Source organism: Ornithinimicrobium cerasi, from assembly GCF_003702705.1.
GTDB lineage: Bacteria > Actinomycetota > Actinomycetes > Actinomycetales > Dermatophilaceae > Ornithinicoccus > Ornithinicoccus cerasi.
Genome location: NZ_QZMN01000004.1, coordinates 239,153 through 251,761, shown reverse-complemented (window position 1 = coordinate 251,761; position 12,609 = coordinate 239,153). Strand labels below are relative to the sequence as shown.

The 12,609-nt window shown below is 66.6% G+C and carries 13 protein-coding genes and 1 tRNA gene; 3 read left to right on the top strand and 11 right to left on the bottom strand.

The genetic code is table 11. The features are described 5' to 3' along the window. Positions 1-71 precede the first annotated feature (71 nt). Positions 72-380 (top strand): monooxygenase, encoded by a 309-nt coding sequence (locus tag D4B81_RS06540; RefSeq protein ID WP_122261632.1) that lies wholly within the window; start codon positions 72-74, stop codon positions 378-380. A gap of 153 nt (positions 381-533) precedes the next feature. Here the strand turns inward: D4B81_RS06540 and D4B81_RS06535 are convergent, their stop codons facing one another. From D4B81_RS06535 to D4B81_RS06525, 3 genes are read right to left on the bottom strand one after another with little or no spacing between them, the layout of a single operon-like run. Next, positions 534-971: a hypothetical protein gene (locus D4B81_RS06535; RefSeq protein WP_122261631.1), complete on the bottom strand. Its 438-nt coding sequence runs from the start codon at positions 969-971 to the stop codon at positions 534-536. Between the two features lie 50 nt (positions 972-1,021). Further along, the gene (locus tag D4B81_RS06530; RefSeq protein WP_122261630.1) at positions 1,022-1,837 is read right to left on the bottom strand and encodes an HAD family hydrolase; all 816 of its coding nucleotides are present in this window, start codon (positions 1,835-1,837) and stop codon (positions 1,022-1,024) included. Next, on the bottom strand, positions 1,834-3,279 hold the full coding sequence (locus D4B81_RS06525) for an RNB domain-containing ribonuclease (RefSeq protein ID WP_122261629.1): 1,446 nt from the start codon (positions 3,277-3,279) through the stop codon (positions 1,834-1,836). The genes D4B81_RS06530 and D4B81_RS06525 overlap by 4 nt, the downstream gene beginning before the upstream one ends. 32 nt (positions 3,280-3,311) lie before the next feature. Between D4B81_RS06525 and D4B81_RS06520 the strand changes: the two genes are divergently transcribed. After that, on the top strand, positions 3,312-4,058 hold the full coding sequence (locus D4B81_RS06520; protein ID WP_122261628.1) for a YaaA family protein: 747 nt from the start codon (positions 3,312-3,314) through the stop codon (positions 4,056-4,058). Positions 4,059-4,318: 260 nt separating this feature from the next. Here the strand turns inward: D4B81_RS06520 and D4B81_RS06515 are convergent, their stop codons facing one another. The 5 genes from D4B81_RS06515 to D4B81_RS18030 form a co-directional block, all read right to left on the bottom strand. Then, the gene (locus tag D4B81_RS06515; RefSeq protein WP_337189865.1) at positions 4,319-5,602 is read right to left on the bottom strand and encodes a bifunctional RNase H/acid phosphatase; all 1,284 of its coding nucleotides are present in this window, start codon (positions 5,600-5,602) and stop codon (positions 4,319-4,321) included. Next, positions 5,599-6,336 carry a zinc ribbon domain-containing protein gene (locus D4B81_RS06510; RefSeq protein ID WP_122261627.1) on the bottom strand — a complete coding sequence of 246 codons (738 nt, stop codon included), beginning with the start codon at positions 6,334-6,336 and terminating at the stop codon, positions 5,599-5,601. Before D4B81_RS06510 ends, D4B81_RS06515 begins: the two co-directional genes overlap by 4 nt. Further along, the gene (locus D4B81_RS06505; protein ID WP_419866233.1) at positions 6,333-7,274 is read right to left on the bottom strand and encodes a Nif3-like dinuclear metal center hexameric protein; all 942 of its coding nucleotides are present in this window, start codon (positions 7,272-7,274) and stop codon (positions 6,333-6,335) included. The genes D4B81_RS06510 and D4B81_RS06505 overlap by 4 nt, the downstream gene beginning before the upstream one ends. 1 nt (position 7,275) lies before the next feature. Then, a tRNA-Val gene (locus D4B81_RS06500) sits at positions 7,276-7,348 on the bottom strand. A 139-nt stretch (positions 7,349-7,487) separates the two neighbouring features. After that, positions 7,488-7,649 (bottom strand): hypothetical protein, encoded by a 162-nt coding sequence (locus D4B81_RS18030; RefSeq protein WP_161965017.1) that lies wholly within the window; start codon positions 7,647-7,649, stop codon positions 7,488-7,490. 93 nt (positions 7,650-7,742) lie between these two features. Between D4B81_RS18030 and D4B81_RS18025 the strand changes: the two genes are divergently transcribed. After that, positions 7,743-8,645 carry a hypothetical protein gene (locus D4B81_RS18025; RefSeq protein WP_161965016.1) on the top strand — a complete coding sequence of 301 codons (903 nt, stop codon included), beginning with the start codon at positions 7,743-7,745 and terminating at the stop codon, positions 8,643-8,645. A gap of 761 nt (positions 8,646-9,406) precedes the next feature. On the opposite strand, the gene D4B81_RS06495 is transcribed toward D4B81_RS18025, so the two are convergent. From D4B81_RS06495 to D4B81_RS06485, 3 genes are all read right to left on the bottom strand, one after another. Continuing rightward, positions 9,407-10,159, bottom strand: coding sequence for a phage major capsid protein (locus tag D4B81_RS06495; RefSeq protein ID WP_161965015.1), 753 nt, complete (start codon positions 10,157-10,159; stop codon positions 9,407-9,409). Between the two features lie 398 nt (positions 10,160-10,557). Next, the gene (locus D4B81_RS06490; protein ID WP_122261625.1) at positions 10,558-10,743 is read right to left on the bottom strand and encodes a hypothetical protein; all 186 of its coding nucleotides are present in this window, start codon (positions 10,741-10,743) and stop codon (positions 10,558-10,560) included. A 474-nt stretch (positions 10,744-11,217) separates the two neighbouring features. Continuing rightward, positions 11,218-12,384 carry an AAA family ATPase gene (locus D4B81_RS06485; RefSeq protein ID WP_122261624.1) on the bottom strand — a complete coding sequence of 389 codons (1,167 nt, stop codon included), beginning with the start codon at positions 12,382-12,384 and terminating at the stop codon, positions 11,218-11,220. Positions 12,385-12,609 lie beyond the last annotated feature (225 nt).

The following is a 12,609-nucleotide window of genomic DNA, read 5'->3' as shown; positions in this document are numbered from 1 at the left end:
GCCAGGCGCGCCGGTGGACGTGCCGGCTCGGCCTGCCCGAGACTGGGACGACCGACACGAAGGGCGACACCATGAGCACCCTGCTGTACTTCGAGTTCCCCTCCGAGGGCCCGTTCGGGCAGGAGTCGGCCGCCGCCTACGCGGCTCTGGCGCAGGACATCTCGGTCGAGGACGGGCTGATCTGGAAGGTCTGGACGGAGCATCCCGAGACGTCGACGGCGGGTGGCGTCTACCTGTTCGAGGACGCCGGGTCCGCGGCACGCTACGTCGAGAAGCACACCGAGAGGCTGGCCGGTTTCGGGATCACCGACATCGTGGCCAAGGAGTTCACCGTCAACGAGGAGCTCTCCGCCACCACCCGGGCGGTCCTCCGACGCTGACGGCCCTGCGAGGGTCCGGCTCCGTGGAGCGTGGGTGCGGCGGCATCAGCGACCACGGGTGGGGACCCTCATTCTCGCCCACGTCGCCGACCCGCGCGGCGAACGATGAGGCGGGACACCGGGCGGCTCTGCACCACCCCCCTCCGGGGGGGCTTACCCGGCCACCGGGGACCAGCGGGCCTCCATGACCACGTAGGGTCCCGGGTCCATCCCCTCGCTCCCCTCCGGGACCACGTTGTGCATGGTGAGCCCCAGCGAGCCCGGGGACCTCGTGACCAGGATCCGCCACCCCCAGCCGTCGTAGTCCGTCTCGAGCATGGTCGTGGTGCCGACGAGGAGCCGGACCTGCGGCCGCTGGTGCCAGCTGTCGAGCCAGGCGGCGGTGATCCTCCCCTCCTCGTCCGGTCCTCCGACCAGCAGCACCCCGGCCTGCTCGCCGTCCTGGGGATGGGCCCAGGTGTACCGGAGCGACCAGCCGGCCCTGGTCGCCTCCGGGCCGACCTGGGCGCTCGAGGGCGCGACCGCGAGGTCGTCGTCCGGCATCAGACGGAACCCGCAGGTGCCCTGCCACGGCCCGGTGTGCATCTCCATCGGTTCACCTTCGGTCGAGGCCGGCGGTCAGGGGTGGGTCGTGGTCGGGCTCACCCCGCACCCCCGAGCCCGAGGAGCGCCGCGAGGGTCCTCGCGACGCCGTCCTCGTCGTTGCCCGGGACCGCGTCGCTGGCCGCCGCCCGGACGTGCGGGTGGGCGTTGGCCACCGCGAACGATCGGCCCGCCCAGGAGAGCATCGGCAGGTCGTTGGGCATGTCACCGAACGCCCAGACCTCGTGCGCCCCCACCGGCGGCGCCTGCTCGGCGCACCAGGCGGCGAGCGCCACCGCCTTGGTGACCCCGCGCGGCCCGATCTCGGTGAGCCGCACCGCGCCCGAGTGCGACACCTCGGCCCGCTCCCCCACGACCTCGGCGACGAGGGCGGTCAGCTCCTCGGTGTGCAGGTGGTCGTGCCGCACGAGCACCTTCCCCACCGCGCGTCCGGCCAGCTCCTCGACGTCGCGGACCAGCCCGCCGTCGTCGGGCGCACCCCCCTCGTAGCCGGGCTCGCGGGCGTGCCCGTCGAGCCCCTCCGTGGCGAGACGGATGCCGGGTATGCCGCGGCGCAGGTCCGCGAGCAGCTCACCGAGCACCTCCTGCTCGAGGAGGCGGGAGGAGACGACGGTGCGGCTGGCCAGGTCGTAGGTGAAGGCGCCGTTGCCGCACAGGGCGAGCCCGTCGACCCCCAGGTCGGCGAGGGGCTCCATCCAGCGGGGCGGGCGGGCGGTGACCAGGACGACCCCGACGCCGGCGCCCGTGACCCGACGAAGGACCTCGCGGGTGTAGGCCGAGACGGTGCCGTCGGAGCGCAGGAGGGTGCCGTCGCAGTCCGTCGCCACGACGCGCGGCGGCGGGTGCTGCGTCACCGCCCCACGACCTGCAGGTCGACGACCCCCTCGAGGATGTCGACCGCCTCGACGCGGACCGACACCATGCTGCCCAGCTCGGCGGTGCCCCGGGCGTCCTCGCTGACGGGCGGGTCGGTCAGCTGCACGACAACACCCTTGGAGGTGCCGTCGACGACCACCGCCTCGAACTCCTCCCCGACCCGGTCCGAGAGCACGGCCGCCTCGACGGCCCCGACGCACGCGCGCTCGACCGCGCGGACCCGTCGGTCGGCGTCGGCCATCACGGCGGGCAGCTCGGGCAGGGCCGACCGCGCCCAGTCAGGCACCGAGGCCCCCGCGCAGAGCGCCTCGCACACGGCCAGACCGAACCGGTCCACGAGCCGTCGCAGGGGCGCGGTCACGTGGGCGTACGGCGCCGCGATCGCCGCCTGCACCCGCTCCTCCTCCGGGGGGAGCTCGCCGTCGAAGGCGCGGTAGCCGGCGCCGCGGAACAACGCGGTCGCCGCCTGGACGACCGCGAGGTGAGCCGGGTCGGACTTGTCGAGCCGGCGCAGGAACTCGCCGTACGGCATACCCTCCGGCCACTCGGCGCCCAGCGCCCGCGCCTCCCGGCGGAACCGCTGCACGGCGTCCCGCGGGGGGACCGGCATGGTGCGCAGGATGCCGACACCCCCCTCGAGCATGAGCTGCGCGGCGACGATGCCGGTGAGCAGGGAGATCTGGGCGTTCCAGTCCTCGGCGGGCAGCAGCGGGCGCAGCCGCAGCCGGTAGTGCCCGTCCTCGGTGGCCTCGACCTCCTGCTCGGGCATCGGCAGGCTGGCGCCGCCCCGGTCCGCCTCGCGGCGGATGCGCAGCTCGCCCACCTCCTTCAGCAGCAGGAGGGTCTCCTCCGCCCCGTCACCGTCGACGAGCGCCTGGACCTCCTCGTAGGTGTAGCGCCGCACGGACCGGACCCGGGCGCGGTAGAGGTCGGCCGACGCGCGCTCCCCCTGGTCGGTGAGGCGGATGTCCCACACGTAGGCGGGACGCACCTCGTCCGGCAGCAGGCTGGCGGCTCCCTCGCTGAGCGCCGGCGGGTGGAGCGGGACGCGGCGGTCGGGGCAGTAGACCGTCAGGCCGCGCAGCCGCGCCTCGGCGTCCACGGCACCGCCCGGACGCACGTGGGCCGGCACGTCGGCGATCGCGTAGCGCACGCGGTAGCCGGCGCCGTCGCGCTCCAGGTGCATGGCCTGGTCCAGATCCATCGACCCGGGCGGGTCGATGGTCACGAACGGGACCGACGTCTCGTCCCGGTCCGGCAGCTCGACGGAACGCAGGGCCTCCTCGACCTCGGCGAGGACCTCGTCGGGGAAGTCGATCCGGACCTCCTGCTCGGCGCGGGCCGCGTCGAACGCCCGCGCCAGGAGCTGGCCCGTCTCCGACGTGGGGGCACCGGCAAGCCTCGTCGCGCGCTGGATCATGGCAGCACCCTACGTGTCCTACCCTGCCTGACGTGCTCATCCTCCTGCCGCCGTCGGAGTCCAAGGCGACCCGTTCCCGTGGTGCCCCGTTGCGCGCGGAGCGGCTGTCCTTCCAGACCCTGACGGCGCCGAGGGGGCAGGTCGCCCGGGCGCTGGCCAGGGCGAGCGCCCGACCGGACGCCGCCGCCGTCCTCGGCGTCAGTCCGGCTCTCGGGGAGGAGATCTCGCGCAACACCCGCCTGGCGACCGCCCCGACGCTGCCGGCGGGCGAGCTCTACACCGGGGTGCTCTACGACGCGCTGGACCTCTCCGGCCTGGACGCCGAGTCCGGTCGTCGCGCGCGGCGTCGGCTGCTCGTGATCTCGGCGCTGTACGGCGCCGTGCGCCCCGCCGACCGGGTGGCGCCCTACCGGCTGTCGATGGGGGTCAACCTGCCCGGTGTGGGACCGCTCGCCGGCTTCTGGCGCCCGCACCTCGAGGCAGCGCTGCCCGCCGCGGCGGGGCGCGGGCTGGTGGTGGACTGCCGCTCCAGCACGTATGCCGCCGCCTGGGTCCCGCAGGGTCCGCTCGCCGAGCGCTGGGTCACCGTGCGCGTGCCCGGGGCGACGCACATGGCCAAGCACACCCGCGGGCTCGTGGCGCGGGCGCTGACCGAGGAGGCTACGGACCCGCGGCGCCCGGCGGCGCTGGTGGAGCTGCTCCGCCCGTCGTTCGAGGTGACGCTGCACGAGCCGGCCCGTCCCGGCCGGCCCTGGGTCCTGGACGTCCTGCCGGCCTGAGGGGGACGGTGCGTCCCGCCGCGCACCCTCACGGCGCCTGCGCGCCGCTACCTCCACGCCTGCGGGCAGCCCCCGCTACGCCTGCATGCGCCGCCCCATCATCCGGCCTGCACCCCCCTCTACGCCTGCACGCACCCCCCCACCATGCCTGTGCGGCGCTGTCGTGTCACGATCGTCACGCTGGCAACCGTTGTGGCACAACAGAATCGCACAGCGAACGCCGCGAGGGGTCGCCGCGCCGCCGAGCCGCCCTTTCCGCGTCAGACCAGACCGAGGAGGTGGTGGGTGTCGTTGACGAAGGCGACCTGCACCCCACCGTCGGGCCAGACCTCGATCGCGGTCAGGGACGTCGGGGCTGTCGCGACGGACCAGGCACGGTTGGCGTCGATGTCGAGCAGGCGGCACAGCACCGACATCAGGACGACCCGGTGGGTGGCCACGACGACCGTGCCCCCACGCGCGATGGCCCGGCCCAGCGCCGCGCCGACCCGGGCGTCCAGCTGGCGCCGCGACTCCCCGCCGTCGGGTGACCACTCGGGGTCGTTGCGCAGACGGAGCAGCTCCTCGGGCCGGGACCCCATCAGCTGCCCCATCGAGAGTCCGTCCCAGCTGCCGAAGCTCTGCTCGTCCCAGTCGGCGTCCTGCTCCCGTTCCACGCCGAGCGCGTCGGCGATCGCCTGGCCGGTCTGCCGGGCCCGGCGCAACGAGCTGGAGACGACCCTCACCGGTCCGACCTCGGACCGGGCGACCAGCTCGGCCACGGCGGCAGCCGCGGCCCGCGCCTGCCGCAGGCCGGTGTCGTTGAGCTCGGGGTCGGCTCCCCCACGACCGTCGAGCCGGTGCGACTCGGTGAAGTCGGTCACGCCGTGGCGCACGAGGATCAGGCGGGTCTGGCCCTCCAGGGTCGGGACGGTCTCGTCCGAGACGTAGACGTCGCTGAGCGGCACCCGTCCCACACCGAAGGTCGGGCGGTCGGTCCCGGACCCGACGCCGACCCCGTCGCCGTCGCCAACCCCCACGCCGACCGCCTCACCGACTGAAGGACCGGCCCCGGCATCCCCGCCGACCCCGTCCGCGTCTCCCACCCTGGCAGGGAGGTCGCGCCGCACGGTGCGTCCGTCCATGCCCACGTTCGACAGGGCATCGGCCGCCTTGTTGCGCTCGCGCGGGATCCACCGGAAGTCCACCGAGCCCCCCTCGGCCTGTACTCGGTCGACGAGCCGGCGCGCCGTCAGGGCGAGCCGCTGCATGTCGGCGTGCTTGATCTTCCAGCGCCCGGACATCTGCTCGACGACCAGCTTGGAGTCCATCCGGACCTCGATCACTGCCCCCGCGGCCAGGTCCAGGTCGAGGACGGCCTGGAGACCGGCCACGAGTCCCTCGTACTCCGCGACGTTGTTGGAGGCCCGTCCCAGGGGTGCGGCGCGCTCGGCCAGCACCTCGCCGGTCCTCGCGTCCCGGACCAGCGCGCCGTAGCCCGCCACCCCGGGGTTGCCCCGCGACCCGCCGTCCGCCTCGACGACCAGCGCCGTGGGCAGGCTCACAGACCTGACTCCGGCGTCCTCACCAGGACCCGGCCGCACTCCTCGCACCGCAGCACCTCGTCCTCGGCGGCCCCGCGGATCCGGCCCAGGTCGACGGCGTTGATCTCCAGCCGGCACCCCCCGCACCGACGCTGCAGGAGGGGCGCCGCGCCGGTGCCGCTGTGCGCGCGCACCCGCTCGTAGAGGGCCAGCAGCTCGGGCGAGAGGTCGGCGGCCACCGCCGGTCGGCCCGAGGCGACCTCCTCCCGCTCGGCCCCGATGCGGGCCAGCTTGGCGTCCCGGGCCGACCTCAGCCCCGCCAGGCGGGCGACGTGCTCGTCCCTCGCCGTCACGGCGGTCCGAGCCTGCGCCTGCGCGGTCTCCACCCGCTCCATCACCTCCAGCTCGGCGTCCTCGAGCACCTCCTGGCGACGGCTCAGCGACGCCAGCTCGTGCTGCAGACCCTGCAGGTCCTTGGCCGACCCCGTCCCGGACGCGAGCCGCGCCTCGTCCCGCGCGGCCCGGTCGCGGACCTGCTGCACGGCCACCTCCGCCCTGGTCACCTCACGCTCCAGGTCGCTCACCGCGGTCTCGGTGCGCACGACCTCCGCCTGCAGGTCCGCCTCCTGCGCCTCCAGCCGCGCGATGTCGGTGAGCTCGGGCAGGGAGCGCGCCTGGTGGTCGAGCTGGGTGAGCCTGATGTCGAGCTCCTGCAGGTCGAGGAGCCGGGCCTGCATCTGGGGGGTCGCCTTCACGCGGGGTCTCCTGGGTCGGTGGGTGGGGCGGCACCGACCACGAAGTCCCAGGGGTCGGTGCGCACGGTCGAGATCGCGATGCTCACGCTATCCGGCAGGCCCGCGGCCAGCCGCTCCCGCAGCACGGGCAGCCAGAGCCACTCGCTGGCGAAATGACCGGCATCGACGAGGTATGGCGTCGCCGGCGCCTCCGCGCGGGCGCCGCCCAGCCTGGCCCGGGCGACCGCCTCCTCCCGCGCCTCCAGCGCGGGGTGGTGGCGCAGGTCTGCGGTCACGTAGACGTCGGCACCGCTGCGGACCACGGCCGGGAACTCCGCGTCACCCGCCCCGCCGAGCACGGCGACCCTCCTGACCGGCGCCTCGGGGCTGCCGGACACCCGGACCCCGCCGGCCGTGGCGGGCAGCGCTGCAGCGAGCCGCTCCACCAGCTGGCGGAGGGGCACCGGCTCGTCGAGGTCGCCCACCCGTCCCAGCTCCTGGCCCTCCGGAAGTGACAGCGGCTCCGTCGTCGAGAGCCCGCAGGCCGCGGCGAGCGCGTGGCCCACACCCGGGTCGGCGACGTCGGCGTTGGTGTGCGCGCAGTACAGGGCGACGTCGTTGACGACCAGGTCGGTCACCGCCGCCCCCTTGGCCGTCGTGGGGGCCACCGAGTGGATGCCGCGCAGCAGCAGGGGGTGGTGCGTCACGACGAGGTCGGCGCCGAGCGCGACCGCCTCGGCGATGACGGCCAGGGTGGGGTCGACCGCGAGGAGGATGCGGGCGACCTGCTGCTCCGGGTCACCGGCCACCAGGCCAACGCGGTCCCAGGACTGGGCGGTCTCGGGCGGGTAGAGCCGCTCCAGCACGCCGACGGTCTCCGCGAGCGTCGGGAAGCCCGCGCCGGTCGCGTCCCTGACCACGCCGGGCGCGGCGGACGCGTCCTCGCTGCTGTTCTGCACGTGGGCCCGGCCGGGCTCGAACCGACGACCTACGCGGTGTAAACGCGCTGCGCTACCAACCGCGCCACGGGCCCTGACCTGCGCTTACGCGCGTCAGCCAAGTGTCTAGACCCCAAAACGCGAACGCTTTGCGAACGGCGCACACGTCTGAGGTGCTGATATGGGGTCAAACCTACCCCGTCGCGAACACGCCAGTCACACCCGACCAACCGGTCACCGGAAGGAAGATCGGGGAGGCTTCACTTCGGTCCCGACCCCTGCTCGATCAGAACGTCCAGTTGAGCGCCTGATCCGCCAGAGGAACAGGACGACAGCCGGGACAGCCACGATGACCAGCACAGCGCCGATGAGGTAGAACCAGAAGTAGAGTTCCATGGTCTGCATGCTAAACGGGCGAGAGGCTCGTTGCATGGACTCACGCACGTCGAACCTGAATACTGCCCTGCGAGCGCATCAGAGAGTGAAGATATGGATCACTGGATCTACTATTCCACCATCATGGCCACCCTGCTTATTGCATACACGCTCGTTCTGCGTCAGACACTATACGTCGCGTCAACCGCGCACCCCGCCTTACGAACTTTTCAAGGCTTGTTTTCGTTTGCAATCGTTGCAGGGATATGGGGAACCTTTTACCTGACCGAACAGTCACTACAGGGCCAGGACGTCAGCGGCTTTCGCTGGGTACCTTTTGTCACTGCGATAAACATGCTCGTCGGGATTATTGGCCCTTTTGCTTTTACATCGGTAGCGTTGGCCGCTGGTGATTCCGTAGCGTGGCTTACGACACGTAACCCTATGCCGTTCCTTCGTTGGGCGCTCGGGCGATACGAACCGAGGCGCAGGCGGCCCATTAGCAAGAAGCAACGTGCCATGGTTCTCCGGTTCGCAGAACAGTATGAGAAGGCCATCGCAGACAGAGAACGGGGTCGCGCAAGTCTTGCCCATCTGACCCGAACCGAAGATTCTCGGCTGGCAAACGCACAACGCATAAGCCGTCTCACCAAGTATCTCGAAGAAATGGACGAATGGATTACAGCATGGCAACCGCCCCGAAGTCCCCTCAGTTCTGAGGGCCAGCCTGATGTGTCGGTTGCTGAAACCTTCCGCCGGATGGACGAAACCAGAGCGGAACACCAATCTCTACTCAGGAAACTGTACCTGACCGAGCGAGAGATGGTGGCCAGCAGATACGAAATGCGGAAGATAACAATTCGCCGTGCCAACTTCCTGGCTGTACTGAGCATGTACGATCACGACGGCCGCCTGCAATCGCAATTAGCGAGGCCTCCCGCCCAGACCCTGCCCGTGGATGCTCGTCTTCGACGCCTGAAGAATCGGAATAGGAAGAGGCTAAGCCAGCGCCGATGACCTCCAAGCAACTGAAATGATAAAACCGTTCTATCACGTACAGACCGGCTTCTCTAAGAGTCACCATCTATTACGATAGTGCGCCCGAAGAGGCTGTAGCGCAAGGACGGTCATCTTATATAGACGGCAAAAAATTCCAGAGGCACATTTCCACCCTGCGAGGCGCTACGAATTTCCTACAGAAACGGTCATTTTGGGTGCTTGAATACTATTGCAGCACAACGGATTTCAAGGGGCCAAAACGGCTGTTTGTGAAAATCGGCTCTGATATGGAGTCCTGTCGAGCATAAGAATGCCCTCACAACGTCAGTAGCGTCCTATTCATGTGGAATACAGCCCGGGAGGTGTGCCGATCTCCTCGGCGTGTTGAGACCGCTTCAAGGTTTCAGAGGGATGGGTGCCCACCCAGATAGCGCATTGCGTTCTGCTGACGCTTGGCTCGTCTGCAACCGTGACATTTACAACCACGGACATACTGCTTGACGGTTCCATGCTCTTCCGGCAGTCGTGGTTTAGGTGGACGCTCTGCACGCTTCTGCCTGTCTGTTGCGTTCTTACAGTCAGCACACATGCTGCTCACTCCCATTGTCTTGTGCTTGTCACGATGGAATGCCGACAGGTCTTTGCTCTGCTTGCAGCGGCTGCACATCTTGGTATTCATAAACCTCATCCACTTCTCTCATCCGTGTAGTTTTAGTCCCCACCCCCACCGGATGAGTAGCGAGGGTGGGGAACACCGGGGTTTGATATCTAAGGAGATATCAGGCAGCGGTGCTGATGACTGCTAGTCGGTCAGGCTGTACGACAGCCCAACCAAAGCGCCACGTTGCTCGCAGGCTGGTGGCGTCATAGGCGAACGCTGCATCCTGACTCTTAGCCAGTCGCAACGGACCTACAGCAGAGACGACAGCGCTGGTGTGGCCGATCAGGAATCGGTCAGCAGCCATAGCCGTACTCACGTACACCGGCAGACCCATGACGGTCATGTCGTCCACCAGTGGCTGGTTGCTGCCGGTAGCAGCCTTGATGCTGCCCAGAGCAGCCATAGCGGAAGGCGAACCCACGATGTAGTTGGGGGTTACGCCAGTCTCAGCAATGGACCAGTAGGCAGTGTTGAACGAGTCTAGGGACGTGCCTAGAGCGGTAGCGGCTGCAAGGTCGCTGTCGTTGAGGATGCCGGTAGGAGCAGAAGCGTTGTTGAACAGTGCCTCATTTGCCTTACGGGCAAGTCCCCTACGCATACCCTCTGCCAGGACGTTGCCAGCGTTGCCAGCCCTGTCCAGTTCGTTGGTGACGTTGACCAGGGCAGCGACCTTATGGGTCTTGACTTCCCACTGCCCCAATGTCGGGGTCTGAGCGGTGATTTCCTGACCTTCTGCGTAGAAGGCTGCTCCAACGTCAGGTGTGTAACCGACTAGAAGTGAAGGCTCATCGCCCTCTACTGCACCGGCTACGGTGGTGATCTTCGTCAGCAGTTCATCATTGAGAACGTCGGAGGCAACGAACGCAGTCACGTTCGGACGAAAAACCTCAGCTGAATTTGTAGTTGTTAGTGTCATGCATCCCGCACGTTTTCCTACGTACGGGTTCCTTAAATGAATAGTTTAGTTACGTGTCTCGCTGGACACGGACGCTACAGCGTCACTTAAAAAAGCGGCTTGCAATCCGCTCTGTATCCCGATTCATTCAAGGCTGACTTCGGTAAGAACCTGTGCACAGGAAATTCAATGGGCTTCCTTGGCCCTGACCTCTGTTTAGAGTCCTGAGTGGACTTTGTTTTGCCGGAGGTAGAACTTTCATTCCACCCCCGGCGTGGAGTCACCGGGCTATTGACATTAGACGGCGATCCATAAATTGCCTGACAGCAATTGTTACTCTATTTTCCCACACATGTTCGCATTAGGGAAATCCCTCACTCGCAGTCTGACCAGTATCCGAAGATAGGCATATCGTAAGCGAAGATTTCATGGCCCTGCATCGTGACAATAGGTGTTGACCCGACCACAGTGCCGGTGATCTGACCGAAGTCCTCGGTATGACCGTGCTCCATGTCCCAGATCATTTGATCCAGGGCTTCGACTGGCTCGCTCTCGTTCATTCCTCTTCCTCCCCTTCGTCGTCAAGCCCTTCACGTATGGCTTGGATGATCTTGGGATGGAGCTTGCCCTCTAGGTCTTTCAGGGCTGCTAGGGACTTCTCCCTGTACCACTTTCGGCCTGCTACGCGAATCCGCGCTGCCTCTAGGTGTGCTTGCATCAATTCTTCGTGCTTGTCCATTTCCGTCCTACCTTTCCGGCTCTCGCCATAGTTGTGTCGTGTGCTGCGTGCCCGACCTCCATGCCTGCCCATCGTGCTGACAGACCTGCATAGAGAGCGTCCTCAGGGTCACCGGCTGCTGCTTCCTTCCAGTACCCGGCAACGTCTGCTGTCATACACCCTGGACACCCGGCAAACGTGCCCTGTACGGGGTCTGTGTGCCTCTGTGAGCGTCTGAACAATTGCCAGAGTGTCCCAAGATGCCTAGATTTGTCCGTGCGTCTCAGCGGCGCTACCGCTCTTGACTGGATGGCGGTCATGCTGCGTCATCCTCATCCTGAAACTCTGCCCAGTTCTCCCAGGACCAAAGACCACGCTTGACGCTGCTGATTCGGACGTTCGCGGGAAGGTTCTTGCGTGCCTTCTCCCACATGCGTGCGTCATTTGCCTTGATGCCGTTTTCCTCACGTAGCCCCAGGGCTACAACAATGTCAGCGGTCGAACGTGGCTCAGACCAGTCCAGGGTGAGCAGATCAGGAAGGGTCATATCCGTTGCTACCGACTCCAACCCGGAGAACACCTTCTGGGGAACGCGGTGTGTGACAGGATGACCGAACGCCTTTTGAATGTCCTGCTCCTCCACGTCACGAACCAGAATGATCTGCTCGTTACGCCATTCCCTGCCGGTGGCGTTACCCTCTCCCACGACAGTGGTGTAGCGTTCACCAGTCTTGTTATGACCATTGATACGCAGTGCGTGGCGCGCCTTGTCGAAACGTCCGGTGGAACCTTTAATCTGGCTACCGTCGCCCTTCTTGGTGTGCGTCACGTCGATGAACACGTCGTTGTCGCTCAACAGATTCTCAATATAACGGATTACGTTCTTCCATGAACGGTTCTGCACCGTATCGGTTCCTCCGTACGACCTGAGAACATCCGCACCAACAACTTCGTCAAGTCCTTCAACGATATAGAGGGTGGGAACATCATCACGGATGTTCTTCATCAGCGCCAGGACGTCCACAGGGAAATAGAAGGATTTGTTCCGACTGTTGACGTTGTTCTTGTCCGTCAGCGCCTCAGGGTGCATGTTCAGGCGGATGAGTTCGTTCTCTCGCTCTTTACCTTCCCCGGTGAACTGCGGTACTCCCGAGGATTCGTCAATCTCATCGCCGGTGCCAGCAGCGAATGACATTTCCACACCGTCGCTGAAATAAAGAACCTGTGACGGATCGTATCCGTGAACTGCTGCGTAGACCAGCAGGTCTGCTGCTGTCGTTTCCTCACCCGGCGAGATATAGACGATGCGCTCTATCCCGCCGTCCATTGCTTCTGGGATCAGGTAGCCGCATGTGAAGGTTGTCTTTCCCGCGCCCTTGTCCCCATAGATCAGGTGGTAGCGTCCTGACTCCATCACCCCGGGGATGATCCACTTCGTCTTCCTGATGGGTGTGTTCTTGATCGTGAATAGGTCAAGGTTCATGACTCATCACCCGGCAATACTTGCTTATTCTCGTTGTTCATTCTGTTCTCTCTTCCTTGTGCTATCGCACTAAATGTATTCAGACAAGGAAGTGCCCTCTCCCCCTGGGAGTCCGTCAAGACCAAGGGGGAGAGGGCGGTGAGAACAGAAATTCAACTTTTGAACAAGATCTAAACCGTTTTACGCCTCCGAGTGTTGACGGACTCATTGAGAAAGTGGTCATTT

Excerpts from the sequence above, each read along its gene's own strand:
- D4B81_RS06540 (WP_122261632.1), top strand. The coding sequence starts at position 72 with ATGAGCACCCTGCTGTACTTCGAGTTCCCCTCCGAGGGCCCGTTCGGG.
- D4B81_RS06535 (WP_122261631.1), bottom strand. The coding sequence starts at position 971 with ATGGAGATGCACACCGGGCCGTGGCAGGGCACCTGCGGGTTCCGTCTG.
- D4B81_RS06525 (WP_122261629.1), bottom strand. The coding sequence starts at position 3,279 with ATGATCCAGCGCGCGACGAGGCTTGCCGGTGCCCCCACGTCGGAGACG.
- D4B81_RS18030 (WP_161965017.1), bottom strand. The coding sequence starts at position 7,649 with ATGGAACTCTACTTCTGGTTCTACCTCATCGGCGCTGTGCTGGTCATC.
- D4B81_RS18025 (WP_161965016.1), top strand. The coding sequence starts at position 7,743 with ATGGATCACTGGATCTACTATTCCACCATCATGGCCACCCTGCTTATT.
- D4B81_RS06490 (WP_122261625.1), bottom strand. The coding sequence starts at position 10,743 with ATGAACGAGAGCGAGCCAGTCGAAGCCCTGGATCAAATGATCTGGGAC.
- D4B81_RS06485 (WP_122261624.1), bottom strand. The coding sequence starts at position 12,384 with ATGAACCTTGACCTATTCACGATCAAGAACACACCCATCAGGAAGACG.